Source organism: Gordonia sp. SL306, assembly GCF_026625785.1.
In the GTDB taxonomy this organism is placed as follows: domain Bacteria; phylum Actinomycetota; class Actinomycetes; order Mycobacteriales; family Mycobacteriaceae; genus Gordonia.
In genome coordinates this window covers 1,041,800-1,066,965 of record NZ_CP113063.1, presented here as the reverse complement: position 1 = coordinate 1,066,965, position 25,166 = coordinate 1,041,800, and the positions used below count along the sequence as shown (strand labels likewise).

At 66.8% G+C, this 25,166-nt stretch carries 27 protein-coding genes; 22 read left to right on the top strand and 5 right to left on the bottom strand.

The features are described 5' to 3' along the window. Positions 1-3: 3 nt before the first annotated feature. Positions 4-1,176, bottom strand: coding sequence for an acyl-CoA dehydrogenase family protein (locus tag OVA31_RS04710; protein ID WP_267629939.1), 1,173 nt, complete (start codon positions 1,174-1,176; stop codon positions 4-6). Between the two features lie 654 nt (positions 1,177-1,830). Between OVA31_RS04710 and OVA31_RS04705 the strand changes: the two genes are divergently transcribed. The 7 genes from OVA31_RS04705 (at position 1,831) to OVA31_RS04675 (ending at position 9,384) form a co-directional block, all read left to right on the top strand. Then, a complete protein-coding gene (locus tag OVA31_RS04705; RefSeq protein WP_267629938.1) occupies positions 1,831-3,009 on the top strand; it encodes a thiolase family protein in 1,179 nt (392 codons plus the stop codon). Between the two features lie 28 nt (positions 3,010-3,037). Continuing rightward, the gene (locus OVA31_RS04700) at positions 3,038-3,802 is read left to right on the top strand and encodes an SDR family NAD(P)-dependent oxidoreductase (RefSeq protein ID WP_267629937.1); all 765 of its coding nucleotides are present in this window, start codon (positions 3,038-3,040) and stop codon (positions 3,800-3,802) included. Next, the gene (locus tag OVA31_RS04695; protein ID WP_267629936.1) at positions 3,799-4,557 is read left to right on the top strand and encodes a crotonase/enoyl-CoA hydratase family protein; all 759 of its coding nucleotides are present in this window, start codon (positions 3,799-3,801) and stop codon (positions 4,555-4,557) included. Before OVA31_RS04700 ends, OVA31_RS04695 begins: the two co-directional genes overlap by 4 nt. Before the next feature lie 3 nt (positions 4,558-4,560). Beyond that, positions 4,561-6,228, top strand: coding sequence for an FAD-dependent oxidoreductase (locus OVA31_RS04690; protein ID WP_267629935.1), 1,668 nt, complete (start codon positions 4,561-4,563; stop codon positions 6,226-6,228). Positions 6,229-6,637: 409 nt separating this feature from the next. Continuing rightward, positions 6,638-7,546 carry an alpha/beta hydrolase gene (locus OVA31_RS04685; RefSeq protein ID WP_420714193.1) on the top strand — a complete coding sequence of 303 codons (909 nt, stop codon included), beginning with the start codon at positions 6,638-6,640 and terminating at the stop codon, positions 7,544-7,546. A gap of 55 nt (positions 7,547-7,601) precedes the next feature. Then, positions 7,602-8,357, top strand: a complete 756-nt coding sequence (locus tag OVA31_RS04680; RefSeq protein WP_267629933.1) for an alpha/beta fold hydrolase — start codon at positions 7,602-7,604, stop codon at positions 8,355-8,357. 49 nt (positions 8,358-8,406) lie between these two features. After that, positions 8,407-9,384 (top strand): hypothetical protein, encoded by a 978-nt coding sequence (locus OVA31_RS04675; protein ID WP_267629931.1) that lies wholly within the window; start codon positions 8,407-8,409, stop codon positions 9,382-9,384. On the opposite strand, the gene OVA31_RS04670 is transcribed toward OVA31_RS04675, so the two are convergent. Then, positions 9,318-10,253, bottom strand: a complete 936-nt coding sequence (locus OVA31_RS04670) for an oxygenase MpaB family protein (RefSeq protein ID WP_267629930.1) — start codon at positions 10,251-10,253, stop codon at positions 9,318-9,320. The two genes, OVA31_RS04675 and OVA31_RS04670, sit on opposite strands and share 67 nt — an antisense overlap. A 73-nt stretch (positions 10,254-10,326) precedes the next feature. On the opposite strand from OVA31_RS04670, the gene OVA31_RS04665 reads away from it, so the two are divergent. The 10 genes from OVA31_RS04665 to OVA31_RS04620 all read left to right on the top strand — a co-directional run bounded on the left by OVA31_RS04665 (position 10,327) and on the right by OVA31_RS04620 (position 18,705). Beyond that, a complete protein-coding gene (locus OVA31_RS04665) occupies positions 10,327-11,322 on the top strand; it encodes an o-succinylbenzoate synthase (protein WP_267629929.1) in 996 nt (331 codons plus the stop codon). A 90-nt stretch (positions 11,323-11,412) separates the two neighbouring features. After that, positions 11,413-12,753: a cytochrome P450 gene (locus OVA31_RS04660; protein ID WP_267629928.1), complete on the top strand. Its 1,341-nt coding sequence runs from the start codon at positions 11,413-11,415 to the stop codon at positions 12,751-12,753. Continuing rightward, complete coding sequence (locus OVA31_RS04655; RefSeq protein ID WP_267629927.1) at positions 12,750-13,349, top strand: TetR/AcrR family transcriptional regulator; 600 nt, start codon at positions 12,750-12,752, stop codon at positions 13,347-13,349. The genes OVA31_RS04660 and OVA31_RS04655 overlap by 4 nt, the downstream gene beginning before the upstream one ends. Positions 13,350-13,401: 52 nt before the next feature. Then, on the top strand, positions 13,402-14,271 hold the full coding sequence (locus tag OVA31_RS04650) for an SDR family oxidoreductase (protein WP_267629926.1): 870 nt from the start codon (positions 13,402-13,404) through the stop codon (positions 14,269-14,271). A gap of 102 nt (positions 14,272-14,373) precedes the next feature. Beyond that, positions 14,374-14,952 carry a hypothetical protein gene (locus OVA31_RS04645; protein WP_267629925.1) on the top strand — a complete coding sequence of 193 codons (579 nt, stop codon included), beginning with the start codon at positions 14,374-14,376 and terminating at the stop codon, positions 14,950-14,952. Continuing rightward, positions 14,949-15,476 (top strand): hypothetical protein, encoded by a 528-nt coding sequence (locus OVA31_RS04640; protein WP_267629923.1) that lies wholly within the window; start codon positions 14,949-14,951, stop codon positions 15,474-15,476. Before OVA31_RS04645 ends, OVA31_RS04640 begins: the two co-directional genes overlap by 4 nt. Next, positions 15,473-16,090: a hypothetical protein gene (locus tag OVA31_RS04635; protein ID WP_267629922.1), complete on the top strand. Its 618-nt coding sequence runs from the start codon at positions 15,473-15,475 to the stop codon at positions 16,088-16,090. Before OVA31_RS04640 ends, OVA31_RS04635 begins: the two co-directional genes overlap by 4 nt. Beyond that, positions 16,087-16,626, top strand: a complete 540-nt coding sequence (locus OVA31_RS04630; protein ID WP_267629921.1) for a hypothetical protein — start codon at positions 16,087-16,089, stop codon at positions 16,624-16,626. Before OVA31_RS04635 ends, OVA31_RS04630 begins: the two co-directional genes overlap by 4 nt. 133 nt (positions 16,627-16,759) lie before the next feature. Further along, positions 16,760-17,974: an NAD(P)/FAD-dependent oxidoreductase gene (locus OVA31_RS04625; protein WP_267629920.1), complete on the top strand. Its 1,215-nt coding sequence runs from the start codon at positions 16,760-16,762 to the stop codon at positions 17,972-17,974. A 2-nt stretch (positions 17,975-17,976) separates the two neighbouring features. Next, on the top strand, positions 17,977-18,705 hold the full coding sequence (locus OVA31_RS04620) for a DNA alkylation repair protein (RefSeq protein WP_267629919.1): 729 nt from the start codon (positions 17,977-17,979) through the stop codon (positions 18,703-18,705). Positions 18,706-18,752: 47 nt separating this feature from the next. Here OVA31_RS04620 and OVA31_RS04615 read toward each other — a convergent pair whose 3' ends face one another. The 3 genes from OVA31_RS04615 to mftR all read right to left on the bottom strand — a co-directional run bounded on the left by OVA31_RS04615 (position 18,753) and on the right by mftR (position 20,952). Further along, on the bottom strand, positions 18,753-19,130 hold the full coding sequence (locus tag OVA31_RS04615; RefSeq protein WP_267629918.1) for a DoxX-like family protein: 378 nt from the start codon (positions 19,128-19,130) through the stop codon (positions 18,753-18,755). Between the two features lie 36 nt (positions 19,131-19,166). After that, on the bottom strand, positions 19,167-20,222 hold the full coding sequence (locus OVA31_RS04610) for a ferredoxin--NADP reductase (protein WP_267629917.1): 1,056 nt from the start codon (positions 20,220-20,222) through the stop codon (positions 19,167-19,169). Positions 20,223-20,331: 109 nt separating this feature from the next. Beyond that, positions 20,332-20,952: a mycofactocin system transcriptional regulator gene (mftR, locus tag OVA31_RS04605; RefSeq protein ID WP_267629916.1), complete on the bottom strand. Its 621-nt coding sequence runs from the start codon at positions 20,950-20,952 to the stop codon at positions 20,332-20,334. A 110-nt stretch (positions 20,953-21,062) separates the two neighbouring features. Between mftR and mftA the strand changes: the two genes are divergently transcribed. The 5 genes from mftA to OVA31_RS04580 all read left to right on the top strand — a co-directional run bounded on the left by mftA (position 21,063) and on the right by OVA31_RS04580 (position 25,073). Further along, the gene (gene mftA / locus OVA31_RS04600; RefSeq protein WP_267629915.1) at positions 21,063-21,161 is read left to right on the top strand and encodes a mycofactocin precursor MftA; all 99 of its coding nucleotides are present in this window, start codon (positions 21,063-21,065) and stop codon (positions 21,159-21,161) included. Further along, positions 21,161-21,505 carry a mycofactocin biosynthesis chaperone MftB gene (gene mftB / locus OVA31_RS04595; protein ID WP_267629914.1) on the top strand — a complete coding sequence of 115 codons (345 nt, stop codon included), beginning with the start codon at positions 21,161-21,163 and terminating at the stop codon, positions 21,503-21,505. Before mftA ends, mftB begins: the two co-directional genes overlap by 1 nt. A gap of 42 nt (positions 21,506-21,547) precedes the next feature. After that, positions 21,548-22,825, top strand: a complete 1,278-nt coding sequence (gene mftC / locus OVA31_RS04590) for a mycofactocin radical SAM maturase (protein WP_267629913.1) — start codon at positions 21,548-21,550, stop codon at positions 22,823-22,825. Positions 22,826-22,904: 79 nt separating this feature from the next. Next, positions 22,905-24,101, top strand: coding sequence for a pre-mycofactocin synthase MftD (gene mftD, locus OVA31_RS04585; RefSeq protein WP_267629912.1), 1,197 nt, complete (start codon positions 22,905-22,907; stop codon positions 24,099-24,101). Positions 24,102-24,260: 159 nt separating this feature from the next. Next, complete coding sequence (locus OVA31_RS04580; protein ID WP_267629911.1) at positions 24,261-25,073, top strand: mycofactocin-coupled SDR family oxidoreductase; 813 nt, start codon at positions 24,261-24,263, stop codon at positions 25,071-25,073. Positions 25,074-25,166 lie beyond the last annotated feature (93 nt).

Sequence of the window (25,166 nt, the reverse complement as noted above, 5' to 3'; positions counted from 1 at the left end):
TACTCACTTGCGCTGATCGAAGTTGCGTCCGAGCAGTTCCGAGACGATGCGGGTGCGCTGCATGGTAGGGGTGCCGCCGGCGAGGGCCCAGCCGTGCGCGTCGCGGTGCATGCGCTCGAGGCCGAACTCCTCGGTGTAGCCGTTACCGCCGTGCAACTGCATGGCGAGATCGGTGACCTTCTTGGCCATCTCGTTGGCGGTGCACTTGGCCAGCGACACGTGCAGCGGGTTGGGCAGCTCCGAGCCGGTGATCACGCCGGCTGCGGCGCGTTCGAGGAGCAGTCGAGCCTGCTCCACCTGCAACGCCATGTCGGCGACGGTCATCTGCACGGCTTGGAACTCGATCAAGGGCTTGCCGAACTGCTCGCGTTCCTGCACGTACTGCACTGTCAGATCGAGTGCACGCTGGCCGAGGGCGAGGCTCATTGTCGTGTTACCGAGTCGCTCGATGGAGAACGCGGTGAACAGCTTCCGGAAGCCGCCGGGCCGCACGACGATGTTCTCCATGGGGACCTCGACGTCGTCGAAGTAGATGTCGGCAGACGGGATGCCGCGGAAGCCCATCAGCTTCTCGCGGGAGCCGAAGCTGACGCCGGCGCGGTTGGCCTCGACGAGCACGGCGCCGATGCCTTTGGCTCCCGGCGCGTCGGACATCCGCGAGTACACCAGGTAGACGTCGGCTTCGCTGCCGTTGGAGATCCAGCGCTTGTTGCCGGTGACCCGGACGCTGTCGGCGCCGACGACGGCCTTGGTCGTCAGGTCCGTCGCCGCCGAACCCGCGTCGGGCTCGGAGATCGCGACCGCCATGGTGATGTCGCCCGCGATGATGCCCGGCAGGAACCGTTGCTTCTGATCCTCGGTGCCGAGCCGGGCGATGACCTGAGCCGGCCCGGTGTTGGACTCGAACACCTGGAATGCGGCGGGGCGACAGTGATAGGCGAGTTGCTCGATGACCGTCAGGGCGTGGGAGAGTGGCGCGCCGGAGCCGCCGTACTCCTCGGGGAGCGCGATGCCCAGAAAGCCCAGGGAGCCGAGGAACTGGCGGTCCTCGAGCGGGACCGCGGTGCGGTCGGCGTCCCACTGGGCGGCCTTCGGAGCGAACCGCTCCTCTGCCACCCGTGCGGCCAACTGCTTGATGGCCTGCAGGTCGTCGTTGTCAGTGTGGGGCATGGGCATGGTGACCCCTCTCCTCGCTCGGGTAATCGCTGGTGGGTGCTTGTGACGTCGGCGCTCACGGATGGTGAAATGTGAGCGCGGTCTACACAACTGTAATAACTATAGTCATAAATTAAGCCGCCATGCACTGGGCATCGGAAAATTTCTGCACGCGATTCCCTGGGGCCCGGCCGTCGTCGATCGGCACCGTCACTCCGGGTGATGTGCGACGAGGCCGCGGTGTCGAGGGGGATGGCGATCTCCCGACCTCGGATGGGAGGCCGAAACGGCCCATCGGGAGCCGGTCCGGGAGGTCCTGTTCGTGGATGATCCCGCGGCGTGTGAAGTCCTGCGACGGCTCGGTCCCGAGCCCGGAGCGATCGCGTTGATGCGGATGGTGGTCGGTCCGTCCCGGAATTCGATCGTGACGCCGATGCTTTCGGCCGCGCCGGTCGCGACGACGGTTGGGCGCGTGTTCATCGGCCACCTCCTCGGGAAAGTTCGGGCGAGAGTTAATCCAGTACAAGGATTATCATAAATATGATCTGGATCTCATTCTTGGAGTGGCGTCGGGACCTGGCGGTCGGCGGATGTGACTCCGCTCGCCTAAATTGTGGTAAACATAATCATCAATGTTGGGCGTTGTCGAGCACGCCGACCGACAAGGAGATCGAAATGCCAAACGCGGTCATCGTCGACGCGGTCCGCACCCCGATGGGGAAGGGGCGTGCGGGCGGAGCCCTGGCCGGCGTCCACCCCGTCGACCTGCTCGCGGGCGTGCTGAGCGCGCTCGTGACCCGCACCGGCATCGAGCCGGGCGAGGTCGAGGACATCCTGGTCGGTTGCGTCGGACAGAACCTCGAGCAATCGGCGACGCCGGGGCGGATGGCGGCGCTGTCCGCGGGTTTCCCCGTGCACGTCCCGTCGGTGACGATCGAGCGCAAATGCGGTTCCGGCCAGCAGGCGGTCGATTTCGGGGTGCAGGGCGTCATGGCCGGCACGTACGACATGGTCATCGCGGGCGGCGTCGAATCGATGAGCCGCGTCCCGATGGGCAGTGCGCGCGGTGACGCGGATCCGTTCGGTCCCGAAGTGCAGAGTCGGTTCGGGGCGCTCGTCAGTCAGGGTGTCGCCGCGGAACTCGTCGCCGACAAGTGGAACATCTCGCGCACCGCGCTCGACGAATACTCGGCGCGGTCACACGAACGCGCCGCCGCTGCCGTGGCCCGCGGCGCCTTCGACAACGAGATCATCGGTGTGCACACCGAGGCCGGGTCCGTCGACCGGGACGAATCGATCCGCGCCGGGACCACCGCGGCGAAACTCGGTGAGCTGCGCGCGGTCTTCGGCAACGACGCCAACCGGGAACGTTTCGGGCATATCGACTGGAAGGTCACCGCGGGCAACGCCTCGCAGATCACCGACGGTGCGTCGGCCCTGCTGATCATGAGCGAGCAGAAGGCTGCGGCGCTCAAGCTGAAACCGATCGCCCGCATCGTGGCCTCGGCGGTCATCGGCGACGATCCGATGCTCATGCTCACCGCACCGATACCGGCGTCGCGCAAGGCGCTCGCCAAGGCGGGCCTGTCCGTCGGTGACATCGCGTCATTCGAGGTCAACGAGGCCTTCGCATCGGTCCCGCTCGCCGTTGCAGCCGAACTCGGGGTACCCGACGACAAGCTCAACCCGGTGGGTGGCGCGGTCGCGCTCGGTCACCCGCTCGGCGCGTCCGGCGCCCGCATCATGACCACCATGATCAACCACCTCGCCGCCACCGGCGGCCGCTACGGCCTGCAGACCATGTGCGAGGCAGGCGGGATGGCGAACGCCACCATCGTCGAGTCCCTCGTCTGAGCACCCTCCCCAGGAAAGGAACACCGACATGCAACTGACCAACACATCCGCCATCGTGACCGGCGGCGCGTCCGGCCTCGGCCTGGCAACCGTGAAACGACTCGTCGAACAGGGCGTCCACGTCGTGATCGTCGACCTGCCGACGTCGGCGGGCGCCGACGTTGCGGCCGATCTCGGCGAACTGGTCCAGTTCGGACCTGCCGACGTCGCCGACCCGACGGCCGTCGACGCCGCCCTCGACCTCGCCGTGGCCAAGGCCCCGCTGCGCACTGTGGTGCATTGCGCCGGGCGCGGCGGCACCGTCCGCGTCGTCGAACGGGACGGCCAGCCAGGATCGCTCGACATGTACACGTCGCTCATCACCACCAACCTCATCGGCAGCTTCAACGTGCTTCGGTTGGCAGCGGCCCGGATGGTCACCAACGAGGTGGTCGACGGTGAGCGCGGCGTCGTCATCATGACCGCGTCGGTTGCCGCGTGGGAAGGCCAGATCGGCCAGATCCCCTACGCCTCGGCGAAGGCAGGCGTCGTCGGGATGACGCTGGTGGCCGCGCGCGACCTTGCGCGCAAACTGGTGCGTGTCAACTCGATTGCCCCTGGGGTCTTCGACACTCCGATCCTGTCGCGCTTCTCCCCAGAGATCCGCGACGGACTCGCCGCCCAGATCCCGAACCCGGCCCGTCTCGGTGATCCCGACGAATACGCCCGGCTCGCCTTGGCGATCATCGACAACGGGATGCTCAACGGTGAGGTCATCCGTCTCGACGGCGCGATCAGGATGGCACCGAAGTGACCGTTCATACCGAGGTGCGAGGCGGCGTCCTCGTCGTCACCATCGACCGCCCCGATGTTCGAAACGCGATCAACACGGTTACCGCGCAGGCGATCGCCGACGCGATGGACCAGCTCGACGCGACGCCCGAACTCACCGCGGGCGTCCTGACCGGTGCGGGTGGCACGTTCTGTACCGGCATGGATCTCAAGGCATTCCTCGCAGGCGAACGTCCGTCCATCGAGGGGCGTGGCTTCGCGGGCATCGCGCAGACCCCGCCGGCCAAGCCGGTCATCGCTGCCGTCGAAGGCCACGCGATCGCAGGCGGGTTCGAGATCGTCCTGGCGTGCGACCTCGTCGTCGCTTCCGAGACGGCTGTCTTCGGTCTGCCGGAGGTCAAGCGCGGTCTACTCGCCGGTGGTGGGGGACTGCTCCGGCTGCCCGAGCGGGTGCCGTACGCACTCGGTCTCGAATGGGCCCTGACCGGTGATTTCGTCAACGCCGAGCAGGCGCGCAATGCCGGACTGATCAACCGCCTCACGCCGAAGGGCGACGCGCTGGCCACCGCCATCGACCTGGCGCAGCGCATCGCCAAGAACGGTCCACTCGCGGTCCGCGGCACCAAGGAGATCTGGACCAAGGCGCGCGACTGGGACAACGACGAGCGTTTCGAGCGGATGTGGGAGATCTACGAGCCGATCCGTTCGTCGGATGACGCCAAAGAGGGGGCCACCGCGTTCCGCGAGAAGCGCGCGCCGCAGTGGAAGGGACGCTGATCCGTGGCGTTCGTGATCACGCGACCGTGCTGCAACGACGCTAGCTGCGTCAGCGTCTGCCCGGTGAACTGTATTCATCCGACGCCCGAAGAGCCCGAGTTCCGCACGGCCGAGATGCTCTACATCGACCCGGAGAGTTGCATCGACTGCGGTGCTTGCGTCGACGCGTGTCCGGTCGGTGCGATCTTCCCGGACGGCGAACTCGCCGACGAGGACGAGCCGTACCTCCGATTGAACGCCGACTATTACCTCGACCACGATGGTGAGGCGGGCGAGGCACCATTGAGGCGGGTCCCGAAACTCCCCGACGGCGACGTGTATATCGCCGTCGTGGGAGCCGGTCCGGCCGCGTTCTACGCGGCCGAAGAACTCGTCAGGTTCGGATCGGTGCAGGTAGACATGTATGACCGGCTGCCGACGCCGTACGGTCTCGTGCGCGCGGGTGTGGCGCCCGACCACGCGGCGACCAAGGCGGTGGAGCGAACCTTCGCCTCGACCGAGCGGAAGAAGAACTTCCAGTACCGACTCGACGTGACCGTCGGTCGCGACATCATGCTCGACGAGCTCGCCGACCGCTATCACGCGGTGCTGCACGCGAGCGGGGCGTCGACCGACAAGAAGCTGGGGATAGCCGGCGAGGATCTGCCCGGCTCGGTAGCGGCCACCGAGTTCGTCGCGTGGTATAACGGGCATCCCGATCACGCCGACGACGTATACGACCTGTCGTCGCACCGTGCAGTGATCGTCGGCAACGGCAACGTGGCACTCGACGTGGCGCGCATCCTGCTCACTGATCCCGACGAGCTCGCCTCGACCGACATCGCGCAGCACGCGCTGGAGGCGCTGCGGGCGTCGTCGATCCGCGAGGTCGTGATTCTCGGCCGGCGCAGCATCGCCGACGGTGCCTACACGAACTCGGAGTTCCTGTCGATCGGCCTCGTCGACGGGGTCGACGTCGTCGTCGACGACGACGACCTGACGGTGTCGCCGCAGATCGCCGCCCAACTCGACGACGGAACCGTCGACACCACGATCGGATCGAAGGTTCGGCTCGCCCGCGAGTACGCGGCGAACGGCACCCACTCAGCCGACCGACGAGTCGTGTTCCGGTACCTGAGTGCACCGACCGAGGTCCTCGGCGACTCGACGGTCACCGGTGTACGCGTCGTCCGCAACGGCTACGACGCGCAGGGCCGGGTGTGCCCGACCGACGAGACGAGCGAGCTCTCCACCGGCCTGGTCATCAGATCGATCGGCTACCGTGGCCAAGTCGTCGACGGGCTGCCGTTCGACGAGGCGACCGGTACCGTGCCCAATCATGCCGGTCGCGTCGTCAATACGGAGGGCGAGCACTTGCCCGGGCAGTATGTCGCGGGCTGGCTCAAGCGCGGTGCGTCAGGCGGTATCGGAACCAACCGGTTCTGCGGACAGGAGACGGCGTCGGTGATTGTCGAGGACATCGTCGGCGGGGCCCTGCCGACACCGTCCCTGTCGCGCGACGACGTCGTCGCGATGCTCGCGTCGCGCGGAGTGCTGCCGATCGACGGCGGCGGCTGGTCGAACATCGACAAGGCCGAGCGCACCGCGAGCCGCGCGGTGGGAAGCGTCCGTCGCAAGATAGTCACAATCGCGAAGCTGCGCGAGGCCGCCGCCGGACCGATCCCCGGGTAGGGCCAGACTGCGTTGGCCCCCGGTCACGTTCTCCAGCACCCGTCGTGGGCGGAAACAGACGCCCCATGCGTTCTACGGAAACCGCTTGTCCCTGGCGAGGAGGACACTCCGCTTCTCTGGATGAATCACATAATCCCGTCCTGCGCTTCGCGATCCGCGAGTGTGGCCGCCTTCGTCGTCTGCGTCAGGAGCGAAGGCAAATCCTGCGGTGATCCGGCCGAACCGGTGTCGAACAGCACGGACCCGGCCCCAGTCACATGCGTCACTTTGGTAACACCCTGATTGCAATGTGCGGGAGCTGTGGTCACAACCATGGCAATCGCAGGTGTGGGCGAATTACGGTGCTGCGGTGCCAGTTCTCAACGACCGCGGGCGCTTTGCCGTCGCGCGGCGACGCCTTCTCGTGTTTCTGCTCGCGCTCGCCGCGGCCGCCGGGACGGGAGTGGTCGCCGCGGGGACCGCAAACGCGGCCTCTTTCGGTCGTTTCTACGTGTCGGGGTGCGGGATGCCCTCGACGCCGGTGGACATGTGGACCAGATGGGGCAACTACAAGACGGTGATCGCGCTCGATGGGCTTCGGGCGACGAACGACGAGAGCGGCTGGCGCCATGAGACGCAGATTCAGCGGATCGCCAACACCGGTGTGAACGTGGTGGAACCGGTCGGCGGACTGGCGAGCTTCTACACCGACTGGAATGCCGCCAGCCCGGGAAACAAGATCAAGTACCGGTATCGCTGGACATGTCGCCTGAACACCATTGTGAGAGAACTGGATGCGCGCGGTCTCGCGGTGGGGCCGCGGGGTAAGTACGCCGTCATGGGTATCTCGATGGGCGGCAACGCGGCGATGATCTACGGTGCGTACCACCGGAAGCGGATCTCCCATGTCTTCTCGATGTCGGGTTTCCTCAATCTGTCTGCGCCGACCATGCGGGAAGCGGTGCGGCTGGCGCTGATCGACGCCGGGATGGCCGCGGGGGTCGGTCCGTTCAGTGCCGACGCCATGTGGGGTCTGCCGTGGAACGAACGGTGGGTTCGCAACGACGCCCTCGTCCAGATCCCCCGGATGCGGGGGATGCGCATTCGGGTGGGCGCGGCGTCGGGTGTGTGGGGGAAGTACAACACCGATGCGATCGGATCCATCAAGGGCACCCCGCTCGAGGTCATCTCACTCGCGCAGACCCGCACTTTCGAGGTCGGGGCTGCGATTGCTGGAGTGCGGATCACGGCCGATTATCCGGCGCTCGGAACCCATCAGTGGGGTTACTGGCAGGACATGGTGATGCGTGCGAAGAAGAGCGGCTGGTTCCGCGACTGATCCGCCGGCAGCACCCGGAATCTCGGCGACAGCACCGCTCATTACCCTCGATGGCATGCGCGTGCTGCATCGACCGACCGCTTCGGGGGACCTCGCACTCAATGTCCGGGTCGCCGGGGTCGACCCCGATCGTCCGCCCGTCGTGCTGGTGCACGGCATGGCCGGTGACCACAGCACCTGGCGCACTTTCGCCAGGGCGCTACGCCGTGAGGGCAGGTCGGTCGTCTCCGTCGATCTCCGCGGTCACGGCCGGAGCGGGCACGCCGCGAGCTACCGGCTCGACGACTTCCGCGACGACCTGAGATTCGTCCTCGACGACCTCGACATCGAGGTGGCCGACGTGGTCGCGCATTCGCTCGGGGCGCACTCCGCGCTCAGGTTGGCGATGGATGTGCCGAACCGCGTGCGGCGCATCGTCCTCGAGGAGATCCCGCCGATGCCGCGGGATCAACACGATCTCGACGAGAACATCGTCGTCGCGGCATCGCTCGGCGAACGCGTGCGCGGACTGGGCTGGGCCGTACGCAATCCGGTTCCCATCATCCGATTCGACCGGCGGGTGGCCACCGACGTCTCGACCCAGTTCGAGGTCGCCGACCCCGACTGGTGGACGCGTCTGCGGGCGGTCACGGCGCCTGCCCTGGTCATCTCGGGTGGACGACGCAGCTTCCTACCGCCGCAGCATCTCCGCTCGCTCAGCGAGGTGCTCCCCGGCGGCCGGTTCACGGTGATCGGCGCCGGTCACAGTGTGCACCGGGACCGGGCCGCCGATTTCGACTCGGCCGCAGGTGAATTCCTCCGGTCGCCATAGGCCAGCAGATCGTGGGAACCGCTCGGCCCCGGGCTGCGTCCTAAGAACCATGAGTCCCCGCGATCTCGCACCACCGACCATCCTGATCGACTGGCTCGCCGCAGGCGACCGCACCACAGAACTCCTCGACGACGCTGTCGGCGTCGACCGCCCATGGTGGGCCGAGCAACTCGCCGAGCATGGTCTTCCCGGTGTGTTGTGCGGCGAGACCATCTCACGCACAGACCTTTTCGGTCTGGCCGACGCCGCCCTCGCGTCCCCCGACGATGCGATCAACCTGCTGTGGAACACCATCGCGTTCTGTCACGGTCGGCGCCCCGGCGAGAACAAGCGCCGCATGGTCGCGGTGGCGACCGACAGACGACGGATCGGGAGATTGCTCCAGGAGGCGGCGCAGGCGAGTCGTGAGGATCCGGCCACCGCCTTCGAACTGCTGAAGCCCGAACGCGGCGGCAACACGATCGAGCGTCTCGGGCCCACCGGCTTCACGTGGTTTCTGTACTTCGCCGGCGGCGGAGCACCAGACCATCCGAGCCCGGTGCTCGACAGCAAGATCGCCAGGACGATCCGTCGTGCAGGGTGGAAGCGATTCCCGGTGAGCGCGTGGACGGCCGACGACTACGTCGGGTTCGGGGAGGTCGTGGCCCGATGGCGCACGGAGTCCGGGGCCGCTCGCAACGACGTCATCGTCCGTGGGCTGTACTCGGTGTCCCCGCCGGCCGACGCGGATTACCCCTGGCAGACCTGGGAACGTGAGACCTGGAAGAGTGACAACTGGGTCAACGGGCCGTTGTCGACCGACGATCTCCGGCAGATCTATCACTGGCTGGCACTGATCGCCGACGTCTACCCGATGTCGACGGCGGCAGCAGACTTCGCGCGGATCGGACCATCGATCAGCAGAGCGCTCGACGGAGACCTGGGGCCCACGCCGCGCCTCCGGTCACCGGGGGAGTCGTCCTACGACGACCCCTTCTTGTTGTACAACGGCCGTGGGTCCACGCCGATCTCTCGCCAGGCCTGGTAGGCCCATGGCACGTAGAGCCATTTCAGTGGCAGTCGGTTGAACACCGGATTCGCCGCCCGCATGGCCGCCGCGAAACGCTGGAAGCGCTTCTCCCGTTTGGCATCCCACTCGAGACCGCACACGTCGCGCATCTGTTGCGGGATCGTGCCGACGATGACCGTGCGGATGAATCCGTTCAGCGGGACCGAAGCCACCCTCCACACCGTCGCCGGGATCTTCTTGGGCCGGGGGAGGCCCTGGCGGATGTAGCCGGTGGCGTACACGACGGTCTTGTGCGGGACGAACCGGTTCAGCATGTCGTCCCAATAGGCGAGGAACTCCTCGTAGGTCTGCGGCTGGCTCCGGGCGCTGACTCCGTACAGCTCGTACCAGATCTTGCTCTCCTCGAAGATCTGGACCTTCTCGGCGTAGCTCAACCTGCGGATGAATGTGTCGGTGATGTAGAGCACCTGATCGACGAACGTCGCGTGTGCCCAATAGAACAGCTCGGGATTGAGTGCGTGATACCGCGATCCGTCGCTGATGGTGCCCTTGATGTCGCGGTGGAAGTCGCGAACCGTGCGTCCCCACTTCTGGGGCTCGGTGCTGTAGACGGTCTTCATCACCGGTGGTCCGGTCCGTCGCGCGCGACCCAGGAAGTCGTCGAAGATGACGGAGTGGTCGAGCACTGCCTGGCCGAGCTGTTCGATGCAGTTCTCGGTGCCGGCGAGGCGCTGGAAGCCAAGGACTCCGCGACTGTCGCCGTAGAACTTCCAGACGAGGGAATCGGCACCGAGACGCGGCGAGGGGATCGCCGTATCGGCCTCGTCGTCGACGATGACCGGTTCGGCCTCGCGGATCGACTGCTCGTAGTCCTGGTTGACTGACATGTGAGGAGACTAACCCAGCTTGGAACGAAGTAAAAGATTTGTTCCAAGGAGGCTTCGTGAGAAGGGACCGGTGATGTCCGGGAACGCACTGCCCACAACGGCCGACCTGCTCGCCACGGCGTTGGTGGTCCGATTGCCGATGCGCACGCGGTTCCGTGGCCTCACCGTGCGCGAGACGATGGTGTTCCGCGGGCCGGCCGGATGGGGGGAGTTCGGTCCGTTCGTGGAATACGACGACGACGAAGCGTCGGCGTGGCTCGCGGCCGGGATCGAGGCGGCCTACCAGGGGCCGCCGCCGCCGGTACGCAACGTGATCGCCGTCAATGCGACCGTGCCGGCTGTCCCGGCGGACGAGGTCGCCGGCATACTGGCTCGCTATCCGGGGGCGTCGACCGCGAAGGTCAAGGTCGCCGAGCCCGGGCAGACGCTCGACGACGACGTCGCGCGGGTGGCCGCCGCCCGCGCCGGGGTGGCTCGGGTGCGGGTCGACGCAAACGGCAAATGGACTGTCGTCGAGGCGATCCGGGCGATCCGGGCGATCGGCGACGTCGAGTACGTCGAACAACCGTGCGCAACCGTGGAGGAACTCGCCGAGGTTCGCCGTGCCGTCGACGTCCCGATCGCCGCGGACGAGTCGATCCGGAAGGCAGCCGATCCCTATCGGGTGGTCGCCGCCGGTGCCGCCGACGTGGCCATCGTCAAGGTCGCGCCGCTCGGTGGGATGCGGGCGACGCTGGAGATCGCCGACTCGATCGGTCTGCCCGTCGTGGTGTCGTCGGCGCTCGACTCGGCGGTGGGCATTTCTGCCGGAGTGGCAGCGGCGGCCGCACTACCGACCCTCGACCACGCCTGCGGGCTCGGCACCGGCGCTCTCTTCAGTGCCGATGTGGCCGTGCCCTTCCTGCCGGCCGAAGGGGCGGTCACCATGCATTGGTTCGGGCCCGAACACATCATCGATCGGAGCGCTGTGCCGTTGGCCGATGGGCCGCGTGAGCAGTGGTGGCGCGACCGCCTGGTCCGCTGTCATGCGTTGCTGTCCGCCCGGGGCCCCGATCACGGCCGGGACTAGAAACATTTTCGATATTCTGTTCCAATGGTTCGAGAGAATGCGATCGGGGTCACAGTCTGTCCCTGATCTGTGGGTGTGAGGAGACGTGACGTGACAACGACGGTGTTCGCGAAGTCCCCGGCCGGCAGCGACGTGCTCGAGGTGCCGTGCGCCGACCGCAACGGAATCCTCGAGATGATGTCCATGCGCCGTGATCCGTTTGCGTTCGGCGACGACCGGCTGGCACGGTTCGGCCAGGTGTCCGGGCTCAATGCGCTGGGTATCCAGATGGTGATCGCGTCCGGTCCGAGGGCGGCCGACGAGATCCTGATGAACCGCGACAAGGCCTTCGCCAACGGTCCGGCCTGGAGCTACTTCATCGGCCCCTTCTTCAATCGCGGCATCATGCTGCTCGATTTCGACGAGCACCGGCACCACCGGCACATCCTCCAGCAGGCGTTCACCCCGTCGGCGCTCAAGGGCTACATGCAGGAGATGGCGCCGATGATCGCCGATCGGATCGAGCGGTTCCCCTCCGGCGATGTGAAGCTGTTCAGCGAGTTCAAGGAGCTGACGCTCGACGTCGCCCTCGAGGTGTTCCTCGGCGTAGAACTGCCCAAGCACGATGCGGACAGACTCAACAAGGCCTTCATCGAGACAGTCCGTGCAGGAGTCGCATACGTGCGCAAGCCGGTTCCCGGCGGGCGGTGGTGGAAGGGGCTCCGGTCTCGCAAGGTCCTCGAGGAGTTCTTCTACGAGAACATCCCGGCCAAACGGGCGCGTGAGACGCCGGACCTGTTCTCGGTGCTCTGCCATGCCGAGAGCGACGACGGCGATCGCTTCACGGACGAGGACGTGGTCAATCACATGATCTTCGTGTTGATGGCCGCCCACGACACGTCGACCATCACCATGACGCAGATGGCCTACCGGATGGCGAAAGCGCCCGAGTGGCAACAGAAGGCGTACGAGCAGTCGATGGAACTCGATCGCGAGCTCGGCTATGACGACCTCGGCAAGCTCTCGGTCATCGACGCGGTGATGAAGGAATCCCTGCGGATGTGTCCGCCGGTGCCCGCGCAGCCGCGGATGGCGATCAAGGACACCTCGGTCCAGGGATACTTCGTCCCCAAGGGGAGCTTCGTCTCGGTGCCGCAGCTCACCAATCACCGTGACCCCGAGTTCTTCACCAACCCGGACATGTTCGATCCCGAGCGCTTCTCGGCGGACCGCGCCGAGGACAAGGGTCACCGGATGGCGTGGATGCCGTTCGGCGGTGGCGTCCACAAGTGCATCGGCCTGTATTTTGGCCAGATGGAGATCAAGACGATCCTGCATCATCTGGTACGCGATCACGAGTGGTCGGTGCCAGACGGCTATACGATGCCGATGGACTACAGCTCTCTTCCCGTGCCCAAAGACAAGCTCCCCGTGAGCATCCGACGCCGATGACGACGACACGGGCGCCGCGTAAGACGCGCAACACCTCGTCACCGGAGGATCAGGAACAGGCGATCCTCTCGGCGGCCGGGGCCGAGTTCACCTCGGTCGGGGTCCGGCGCGCAAACATGGATGAGGTCGCCGCGCAGGCGGGCGTCAGCCGGAGCACGCTCTACCGCCGCTTCCCCAACAAGGAGGCGCTGCTGCTGGCGGTGGCCAACGATCTCTACGAACGTGGCATGCGCCGTCTCGAACAGGCAGTCGTCGGGCTCGGACCCGCCGATGCGGTGGTCGAGGCCTTCGCCGAGGGCGCGCTGATGGTGTCCGAGGATCCGCTGATGCGCCGCCTGGTGCTCACCGACTCGGAGATGAAGGGCATCACCGCGTCGGTGACCGCCCTGTTCATCGACATGGTGACCGATCGGGTCGCTGCCACGCTACGGGAGGCAGGCGCCACGATGCCCGCGGACGATCTGCTGCAGGCGGTGGAGCTCCACGTCCGGTTGGTCATCTCCTATCTCGAGGTCCCCACCTCCGACGAGAGCCGGACGCAACCCGAAGCGGTCCGGGCACTCGCCGCCAAGTATCTGGCCCCGATGATCTGGTGACCGCACCGGGTTTCCCGTCTCCTCAATTCCGTTCAGCACCAAAGGATCAGTGATGTCCCTCCGCGACCGACTCAGCCGTAACCCCGATCATGACGAGATCCGATCCGCTCTGCGTGGCAAGATCATCGCCATCACCGGCGGTGCGCGCGGCATCGGATTCGAGACGGCCACACAGCTGTTCGACGCGGGCGCCGTCGTCGCCCTCGGCGATGTCGACGAGGAGGCGGTCGGCAAGGCGGCCGCCGACCTCGGAGTCGAGGGATTCTCCGTCGACGTCACCGACCGCAAGTCCTTCGACGATTTCCTCACCGGCGTCGAGGATTCCCTCGGCCCGATCGATGTACTGATCAACAACGCCGGGATCATGCCGGTCGGGCATTTCCTCTCCTACGACGAGGCCCTGATCCGGCGAACCTTCGACATCGATGTCATCGGGGTGATCACCGGAACCCAGCTCGCGGCCCGTCGGATGGTGACGCGGGGGCGCGGCCAGGTCGTCAACATCGCATCGGTCGCCGGACGTCTGCCCACTCCCGGACTGACCATCTACAACGGCGCGAAAGCCGCCGTCATCGAGTTCTCCGAGGCCCTCGATGCGGAGTTGGAATCCACCGGCGTGCGGATCAGTACGGTGCTGCCGACCTTCACCAGAACCGGTCTGATCTCGGGGCTCCGGACCAATTCGCTCGTCCGGCCGGTCGATCCCGAGGACGTCGCTGCAGAGGTCGTGTCGATCATCGCCCGGCCGCGGGTTCGCGTGACGGCCCCTCGGTCCATGGGCTGGGTGCATGCCAACGCGACGATCCCGCAGCGCATGAAGCGGATGTCGCGCCGAATGACCAAGCTGGACAGCATGTTCTTGGACTACGACCACGATCAGCGCGCAGCATACTCGCAGCGAATCGGCGCCGACGGGCGGTAGGGCGTCCGAGCGGACGACGCCCCTGCGGCTGTGTCCGGCGTCACGGTTAGGGTGGAATCGGCCCGACGATGGCGTCGGCGCCATCGGTGAGAGGAACGACGCATGGCCGGCGACCGTCTGCTCGACGACGAGCGGACCGCGCGTGCCGAGTTGCGCAGCGCGGTCGACGAACTGCGGACGGCGGAGATCGAGGCCGGTGAGCGGCGCCCGTCTCGCATCCGGTGGCTGGTGGCGGTCCTGACCGTCGTCGCCGTGGTCGCGGCAGTCGTCGGAGGGACGTTGTGGGTACGCGCGGAGCACGCCTACACCGACAGCGACTTCCAGCGGGCGGCGGTGGCGAGGGTGTCCCTCCTGCTCAGTCCCGATCATCGACGGCTCGACCAGGCGCGGCGCATCCTCGACGGTGCGGCCGGCGCATTCTACGACGAGTTCGCGCAATCCGCCGACGGTTACAGCCGATTCATCCAGAGCCAGGGGACGGTGGCGCGAGGAACGGTGGATGGCGCCGGGGTCTCCGGCCGGTCCGGAGACGAAGCCGCAGTCCTGGTTGCTGCGACGGTCGAGTTCTCCGGTGACGCGGTCGCGGGACGCGCCGCCGCGATCCGGCAGTTCCGGCTACGGGTGCTGGTTTCGCCCGACGACGGTCAGCTGAAACTCTCGGCGGTGCAGTACATCCCATGACCGATACCCGTGCCGGCGCTTGGGGCGGCAATTCCCGGATCGTCTCGAGGCGATTGGCGGTCGTCATCGGCTGCGCGATCGTGGCGGTGCTCGTCGTCCTGCTCGCGGTGCTGGCATGGCAGTGGCGGATCTCGGTCACCGACTCCGCCACCGAGCGCAGCCGCGATGAACTGCGCAAGGACGCCGGCAAGGTGGTGGCGCAGGTCTTCTCGGTCGACAGCGCGACGTGGCGGGCCGATCGGATTCGGGCCCGAGGACTGGTCGGCGGCGAGTTCGCCGCCCGTTATGCATCGGAACTCGCCCGCCCGCCGGCTGATGGTGCACGCAGCGTCGTGTGGACGCCGGAGGCCGTCGGCATCGTCGACGCGGGACCCGACACCGGGGACGTGGTGATCCGCGCGAAGATCGTGACGACGCCCGCCGCGCCCGGAGGTGTGCCGATCACCGAGAAGGCCTCGGTCACAGCGAGATTCGACAAGAACGCCGACCACTGGCTGCTGACTCGTGTCGAGGTGATCTCGTGAGTGAGGTCGTCGAGGGGCGCCTGGAACAGGCGCGGCAACGGGTTGTCGAGGCGACCCGGACCACGCGTCTGGCGCGTGTCGCGGCGGCGGGACCGCTGCGCGATCGGGCCCGTCGCAGGTCGCGACGCCTGATGATCGGGGCTGCGGTCGCCGTGGCCGTCGCGGTGGTCCTGGTCGCGGTGATCGTGGGCGTCGCGGTGCACAACCGATTTGCGGCCCAACGCGCCGATGCCGCGACGGCGGCACTCGATGGATCACATTCGGCGGTGACCACCTTGCTGACCGCGAACCCCCAGGACCCCGCCGGGTACATCGATCGGGTGCTTGCGGTGACCACCGGGGCTCAGCACGACCGACTCGTGACGTCGCGCGACGCCCTCGTCGCCGAGATCGGTCGCCAGGACCAGCCGAGTACCGGGCAGGTCTTGTCCGCCGGTCTGATCACGGATCCGCCCTCCGACGACGTCGGTGCGCAGGCACGTGTTCTCGTGGTCGCGGAGGCCACCGATCCGACTCTGGTCGGTGGGGACTACGACGACCGTCGTGTGACCGTCGAGGTGACGATGACGCGAACAGCCGCCGGGTGGCTGATGAGTCGGGCGGGGCTGACATGACCGGCGGGTTGCAGCTCACCCGTCGTGGACGGCGCTGGTTCGGTACGGCGGTGGCGATTCTGCTCGTCGCGACGATCGTCGCGATCGCCGGATTCGTGGGTGCCCACCGCGCGCGCCCGGTTCCCGACGAGGACCAGCGCGACGCCGTGCAGGCCGCGACGAGCCAAGCGGTCACGGCGCTCATGACCTTCGGGCCCGGTGCCACGCCGTCCGATCGCGCGGCGGTGGCCACGCATCTGACGGGTTCGTTGCTCCTCCAGTACCGCAGTGAAGGGCCCGACGTGGTGTTGCCCGGGGCCGTGACGGGCGGAGCGAGCATGACGGTGCGAGTGGTCGGCGTCGGGGTGAACGCGTACGCCGCAGACCAGGCCCAGATGATGGTGTTCACCGATCAGTCCGTGAGGTTTCCCGGCGTGACCCCATCCGCCGGCGCCGGGGGAGAACGCACCTCTACCGCTCGGTGGGCCACTATGCGTAATGTCGGGGGCAACTGGCGGCTCGCCGACCTCGAGATGGTCGGCGATGTCACCCGATGAGGGGGTGCAATCAAGCGCATCTCCGGCCGGCTCACGGTGGCCGGCGACCGCAGGCGACGCGGAACGCGTCGACGTCGCGGCGCCGGGTCGCACCTCGTGGGCGCGGATCTGAATACGTCACGGGAGGACGCAGATGAGTGGGTCAACCGCGGGTGTGGTGGTGGTGGGAGCGGGTCTGGGCGGGATCCGCGTCGCTGAGAGCCTGCGCGCCAACAACTATGCCGGAACCATCACGCTGATCGGGGCCGAGCCCCATCCGCCCTACGATCGCCCGCCGCTGTCGAAGTCGGTGCTGCTCGGCAAGGATGACCGCGTCGACCTGAAGCCTGCCGAGTTCTTCGGCGATTCGTCGATCGACCTGCGGGTCGGGGAGCGGGTGAGTGCCATCTCCCCGGACGATCACACGGTCACCGTCGAGCGTTTCGACGATCCCGCGAGCAGCGAGATCGTGGCGTACGAGACCCTGGTCCTCGCCACCGGGCTGCGGCCCCGGTCGCTGCCCGGTGCCGACGACGTGCCGGGTGTGCACGTCTTGCGCAGCATCGATGACGCTCTCACCCTGCGCGGTGAGCTCGAGGGTGCGACCCGGGCGGTCGTGGTGGGTGCCGGATTCATCGGCTGCGAGGTCGCGGCGAGTCTCAACCAGCGTGGCCTGACGGTGACCCTGGTCGAACCGGCACCGACTCCTCTTGTCGCGGCGCTGGGGGCCGAGATCGGCAACCTGGTCACCCGGCTGCATGTCGCCAACGGCGTCGACGTCCGCACGGGCATCGGGGTGGACGAGGTGCTGTCGGACGGCTTCCGGGTCCGCGGGGTGCGCCTGTCCGACGGCGCGGAGGTCGACGCCGACATCGTGGTGGTCGGAATCGGATCGGCGCCCGTCATCGACTATCTCGACGGTTCGGGCATCGAGGTCGCCCCCCGTGAGGTCGGTGGCGGAATCGCCTGTGACGAACACGGTGTGACGTCTGCGCCCGACGTCTATGCCCTCGGCGATGTGGCCAACTGGCGCACCGAGAACGGTGGCACACGGCGGGTCGAGCACTGGACGCACACGGTCGAGCAGGCGAGTGTCGTCGCGCACCGGATCGCGAAGACGGACGCGATGATCCCCGCCACCCCCGCATACTTCTGGAGCGATCAGTACGATCTCAAGATCCAGGTCCTCGGCCGCCCGGAGTCGACCGACGAGGTCCACGTGGTGGACGACGACGGCCGAAAGTTCTTGGCCTACTACAGCCGTGACGGCATCCTGACCGGCGTGGTCGGTGCGGGCAAGGTCGGCGCGGTCATGAAGACGCGCCCGAAGCTCCTGACGCGGACCCCGATCGCCGACGTCATCGGCTGACGATGGTCGCCGCGTTCTCGGCAACGGAGATCGTGGCCGCGGTCGCCGACCTCGCGGATCCTGTCCGGGCCGCGAGTTCCGCGCGCTTCTTCAAGACCGGGCCGGGCGAATACGGCGAGGGCGATGTGTTCGTCGGTGTCGCAGTGCCGCCGTTACGCAAGGTGGCCAAGAGATTTCGCGGAGTGCAGCCGAGCGTGATCCGTGAGCTGTTGGATTCGCCGATCCACGAGCATCGCCTGCTCGCCCTCTTCCTGCTCCGTGCCGAGTACGAGAGGGCTCCGTCCGGCACCGAGCAGATCGCCTGGGTCGAGCTCTATCTGACTGCCCTGCACGACGGGCGGGTGGACAACTGGGATCTCATCGACTCGTCGGCCGACCCGATCCTGGGCGAATGGCTGGTCGCGCGGGCCGACCACCAGCCGCTTGTCGAACTGGCGGAAGCCGACGACCTGTGGTGCCGACGAGCAGGCATCGTAGGGACGTTCGCATTCCTCAAGCGCGGGTCTCCCGATGCCACGCTCGCCGTGATCCCGGTTGTCATCGAGGATCGTCGTGACCTGATCCAGAAGGCGACCGGATGGATGTTGCGCGAACTCGGGAAACGCGTGGACCGCACCGTGCTGACCGATTACCTGGGTGCTCATGCTGCCGAGATGGGCCGTACCGCACTGAGTTACGCGACCGAGCACCTCGATCCCGTTGAACGGGCGCATCTGCGGTCTCTACGCTGAGCGACTCCGCCATCGAAACCTCGACGAGGCCCGAAAGCGGTTGTGGATCAGCGACTCTGCGGTGTGGAGCGGAACACCTTGACCGCGGCCCAGATCATCGGGAACTGCAGCGGCAGCCGGCCGATCGCGACGGCCTTCATCCCGGCAGGCTTGTCCTTCCACAGTCGCACCATGTTGATGTTCGCCGGGTAGACCGCGACGAAGAGGGCGGCGGCCAGTGCGGCAGCCGGGCGTCGCGTGCGCGGTGCCAGCAGGCCGGCGCCGATGGCGACCTCTGCGACACCTGATGCATAGGTGAGTGTCCGCGGATCGGCGGGGATCTCTTTCGGGATGATCTCGTCGAACGGCTTCGGTGCGACGAAATGCAATGTGCCGATGGTCAACAGCATGCCACCGAGGCCACGTGCCAGTCGTTCGGGATTCATCGTCAGTCCTTCTCGTCGAGTTCGCGCGGCGGCGGGTCAGAACTCGATCTTGAGCGAGTCCGACGTGGGGTGCGCCTGGCATCCGAGGATGTAACCGTCGGCGATGTCCTCCGGATCGAGCGCCCCCGTGTTCTCCATCTCGACCGTACCCTCGCTGAGGGTGCAGGCGCACGAACCGCATTCGCCTTCTTGGCAGGAGTACGGTGCGTCGAGACCCGCGGCCAGCATGATGTCCACCAGGGACCGTTTCCGCGGCCATCTCAGACTGTGTGTCTCGCCGTCGAGTTCCACCTCGACCGTCGCGGCCTCGGCGTCCTCGGCCTCGCTGACCTCGTCGAGTTCCACGTCGGCAAACGGGTCCCCGGACAGCGAGTTGTATACCTCGGTGTGCACGTTGTGATGCGGAAATCCGGCGCCCGCAAGGCCTTTGTGGACCGCGTCCATGAACGGACCGGGACCGCACATGTAGGCGGCGTGCCCGGAGTACGGCCGGAAGGTGGTGGTCAGCACTTCATGGCTCGGCAGCCCCTGGAGGGACTCGAGCCAGTGGATCACCGTGAGTCGATCGGCGTGCGCGTGCTGTAGTTCGCGCAACTCATCGGCGAAGATCACGTCGTCGACGCCGCGGTTGGCGTAGAAGAAGGTGACCCGGGCGGAGCCGCCGTGCAGGGCCGATTTCAGGATGGACATCACCGGGGTGACACCGCTGCCCGCCGCGATGAGCAGCAACTCGGTGTCGAGTTCCTTGGGGGTGAAGACACCGGAGGGCGGCAGCACCTCGATCTGGGCGCCGGCGGTGAGGTTGTCGCAGACCCAATTGGATCCGTAACCGTCGACCGTACGTTTGACGGTGACCTTCGGCAGCTTGTCGGTGCCGGGCGCGGACGCGAGCGAATAGCAACGCGCAACCGACCCGGTCTGATCGCTCGGAATCCGCAGCGTCAGGAACTGGCCGGGCTTGTAGTCCGTGAAGGACTCGGTGAGGGTGTCCGGGAGCTCGAAGACGACTGATCGGGCGTCCGCGGTCTCGTCGATGACCTCGGCGACCGTGAGGATCACACTGCGCGAGCCATGCGGTGTCAACTCGGTCATCTCGCCACCTCTCCATGTCTGGCCGGCATGTCCGGACGGGCGTCCGGCATCGCCGTTCCGGAACAAAAGTAGAACACGTTCTAGTCCAGCGTATCGCATGGGGAGCCGATCACGACAGCGCGCCGACTCCTTGCGACAGAGTACGTGTACCGGCGACGATCAGGGCTTCGAGGTCGGAGCCGGGGTGGGCGAGCCACTGCTCGTAGGCGGCGAGTGCGGTGCCCAGGCACATCCAGGCGATCGTCTGGGGGAGATGGTCGTGCTCGCCCAGGTCGAGGCGGTGCGCGCAGAAGTCGGCGATCACCTGACGCCACTCCGCGTACATGAGCATCGAGTGTGCTTGGAGCGCGGGCACTCCCAGTAGCAGCGACATCCGTCGGCGGTGGGCGGTGAGTTCGGTGTCGGGCACCTCGTTGAACGAGATGAGTGCGCGCCCCAGGGCCTCGGCGATCGGCAGATCGTCGGGGATCTCGGCCAACAGGGCGCGCATCTCGGCGAGATGTCCGTCGAAATCGCCCCAGGCGATCGCGTTCTTGGACGGGTAGTAGCGGAACAGGGTGCGGCGCGCGATGCCGACCGCGTCCGCGACGTCGTCGACGCTCGTCTCCTCGAAGCCTCTGGCGGTGAAGAGGTCGATCGCGACCGCACTGATCTGGGCTCGCGAGGTGACCGGTCGGCGACCTGCGTGCGCGGTGCGTACGAGTGGGTGCACCGCGTCTGATGGGTTCATCGTCACCTGTCCGTCTGGTCAGTTTTGGCCCGGGGGTGTTTTTCTGCACCGAGTGCCATTATAGTATTCGGTGATCCGCATCACTACCGTCAAAAATTGGAGGTTGGATCATGGCCGATCAGTCAGCCACGTCGACGCAGGACACCGAGCTCGTGGGCGAGTCCCTCGTCGAAGAGGTGTCGATCGACGGGATGTGCGGGGTCTACTGATGTCGACCCCGGCATCCGCACCGGTGTCCGGCGGCCGCCTCGACGCGGCCGCCGGCACCGGCCCGGCACCGCAATTCGATTCCGGTGGGGCATGGACGCTCAATCCGAAGGTCGCTCTGCGGCCCGAGCCGTTCGGCGCGCTGCTCTACCATTTCGGCACCCGCAAGCTGTCCTTCCTGAAGAACCTGACAGTCGTGGACATCGTGTCCTCACTCGGCGACCACGCCAGTGCCTCGGACGCGTTGGCCGCCGCAGGCATCGGCGAAGCAGATCGTGCGCTCTACGTGCAGGCGCTCGGCGCGCTCGCCGACTCGGGCATGATCGTCCCCCGCCCCGCCGCCTGAGTACTGTCCTTCGCCTCGCCCAGCCCTGAGGAGTCACACCCGATGACCACATTGGAACTTCCGCCCACCGCAACGGATCTCGTCGCACCTGCGCCGCCTGCCCCGAAGGCCCCCAAGGTGGGACGGCTGGTCGACCAGTTCGAGAAGGGCCTAGACGCCCCGATCTGCCTGACCTGGGAGCTGACCTACGCGTGCAACCTCGCGTGTGTGCACTGCCTGTCGTCGTCGGGTAAGCGCGACCCGCGCGAGCTCTCCACCGAACAGTGCAAGGCGATCATCGACGAGCTGCAGCGCATGCAGGTCTTCTACGTCAACATCGGCGGCGGCGAACCGACCGTTCGGCCCGACTTCTGGGAGCTGGTCGACTACGCGACCAGCCACCAGGTCGGGGTGAAGTTCTCCACCAACGGATTACGAATCGACAAGGCAGTGGCGGAGCGTCTGGCTGCCTCGGATTACGTCGACGTACAGATCTCGCTCGACGGCGCCACCGCGGAGGTCAACGACGCGGTCCGCGGCCCGGGCTCCTTCGACATGGCGGTGCGCGCCCTGGAGAACCTGCACGAGGCGGGCTTCGCCGACGCGAAGATCAGCGTCGTGATGACGCGGCAGAACGTCGAGCAGCTCGACGAGTTCAAGGCGCTGGCCGACCGGTACAACGCGACCCTGCGCATCACCCGCTTGCGTCCATCGGGTCGCGGCGCCGACGTGTGGGACGATCTGCACCCGCTGCCCGAACAGCAGCGTGAGCTCTACAACTGGCTTGTCGCGCACGGGGACGGGGTACTGACCGGTGACTCGTTCTTCCATCTCTCCGCGTTCGGCGGGACCGATGGTGGTGGCGCACTCCCGGGGCTGAACCTGTGTGGTGCCGGCCGCGTGGTGTGCCTCATCGATCCGGTCGGCGATGTGTACGCCTGCCCGTTCGCGATCCACGAGAACTTCCTCGCCGGCAACATCCTCACCGACGGCGGCTTCCAGCAGATCTGGCAGCACTCGGATCTGTTCACCGAACTGCGCGAACCGCAGAACGCGGGAGCCTGCACGAAGTGCGCCCACTTCGATGCGTGCCGCGGCGGCTGTATGGCCGCGAAATTCTTCACCGGCCTGCCCCTTGCCGGGCCCGACCCGGAGTGCGTGCAAGGCTACGGCGAGCAGTTGCTGGCCGGTGAGCGCTCCAAACCGACTGCGAACAAAGATCATTCACGTGGCACGCCGCTGACGCTGATGACCCGCCAGGCCGACGGCGATCTGTTGCCGGTCGGTGCCCCGCCGTCGAAGAGCTGTGACGAGAACCCGCTCGCGGGCTTCACACTCTGACCCACCCCGTAGCGACGGGATGCCCGACCCTTCGGGTGATCCGTGCTGCCATCCCACAATGAAGTAGGTAGGAAAGACAATGGCCAATCCCTGGGCCCGCAACCCGTGGTTCGAAACCGTTCACGAGGCGCAGCGTCGTGCGAAGAAGCGGCTGCCGAAGTCGGTGTACGCGTCGTTGGTCGCCGGTACGCAGGCCGGTATCACGCTGAACGACAACGTCAATGCGTTCTCCGAACTCGGCTTCGCGCCGCACGTGGTCGGCGCACAGCCGGATCGCGAGCTGTCCACCACGGTGATGGGCCAGGAGCTCTCGTTCCCGGTGATGATCTCGCCGACCGGCGTGCAGGCCGTCGACCCCGACGGCGAGGTCGCGGTCGCCCGAGCGGCAGCCGCGCGGGGGACGGCCATGGGGCTGTCGAGCTTCGCATCGCATCCGGTGGAAGAGGTCACCGCCGTCAACGACAAGGTCTTCTTCCAGATCTACTGGCTGGGCACGCGTGACGACATCCTCGCTCGCGCACAGCGAGCCAAGGAGGCAGGCGCCCAGGGGCTCATCGTCACCACCGACTGGGTGTTCAACATCGGTCGCGACTGGGGCAGCCCGGACATCCCGGAGAAGGTCGATTTCCAGGCGCTGCTGAAACTGGCACCGGAGATCGCGGTCAAACCTCGCTACGCCCTCGACTGGGTCCGCGGCGGCAAGGTCGAGATCCCCGACCTCACCGCGCCCAACCTGACGCCCAAGGGGGAGCAGGGACCGACGTTCTTCGGAGCCTACGGCCAGTGGATGAACACTCCGCCGCCCACCTGGGAGGACCTGCAATGGCTGCGCGAGCAGTGGGACGGGCCGTTCATGGTCAAGGGCATCACCCGAATCGATGATGCCAAGCGGGCCGTCGACATCGGTGCGTCGGCCATCTCCGTCTCGAATCACGGTGGCAACAACCTGGACGGCACCCCGGCCACGATCCGGCTGCTCGGTCCGATCGCGGATCAGGTGGGCAATCAGGTCGACGTCCTGCTGGACGGTGGCGTCCGCCGGGGCAGCGACGTTGCCAAGGCCCTGGCCTTGGGCGCCCGGGCCGTCATGGTCGGCCGCGCCTACCTCTGGGGTCTGGCGGCGAACGGTCAGGCCGGTGTCGAGAACGTCCTCGACCTGCTACGCATGGGTCTCGACGGTGTGGTCATGGGGCTGGGGCACAAGAGTGTTCACGAACTGTCCCGGAACGACCTGATCATCCCGGAGGATTTCGAACGCACCTTCGGCGACAACTGATCTCTCGGGTCTCGCGAACGCCCGCCACAAAGTAGAACGTGTTACAGTTTTTGCGACACAGTTCACCCGTGGCGGGTGTTCGCGTATCTCCGGTGCCGGGGGTGCGGAGACGGGACCATCGCCACCGGTGACCAGAACGAGAGAATGAGGACTCGGCGGATGGGCCAATTCGACGGCAAGGTCGTCTACATCACCGGTATCGCACGTGGGCAGGGCCGGAATCATGCCCTGCGATTCGCACGCGAGGGCGCGGCAATCATCGGTCTCGACATCGCCGGTCCGGTGGCCGAGCACGCCACCTATCCGTCGGCGACCACCGACGACTTCGCCGAGACGATCCGGCTCGTCGAGGAGGCCGGGGGTAAAATTCTTGCCCGCCAGGGTGATACACGCGACCTCGCGTTCCAGCAAGAACTGGTCGCCGACGGGGTCGAACAGTTCGGCGGTCTCGACCACGTGATCGCCAACGCGGGCATCCTCACGTGGGGCAAAGTGTGGGAACTCTCCGAGGAGCAGTTCACCGACGTCGTCGACGTCAACCTGGTCGGCACGTGGAAGACCCTGAAGGCGACCATCCCCGCGATGCTCGAGGCAGGCAACGGCGGTTCCATCGTCGTGATCAGTTCCGTGGCAGGGCTGAAGGCCATGCCGTTGCAGGCGTCGTACTCGGCCTCGAAGTTCGGACTGCGCGGTCTCACCCAGACGGCGGCCAAGGAACTCGGGCATTACCGGATCCGGGTCAACAGCGTCCACCCCTACGCGGTCGACACCCCGATGGGGGTCGCCGACACCGAGGCGCACCGGATCTTCGGTATGCCTTGGGTGACACCACATCTGACCTCCGTGCTCGACTACCACCCGGTGGCCTCGTTGGACGAGATCTCCGATGCCGTGCTGTATCTGTCCTCGGACGGCGCCAAGGCGATCACCGGGGCGGAGTTCCAGATCGACATGGGCAACTCCAAAGTCTGACCCCCCAACCCTCTCCCTCCCACCCCTCTCCCTCCCACCCCTCTCGCCCCACCCACGCAAACCCCTTTCCGCAGCCGCGACGGTTTCCGGCAT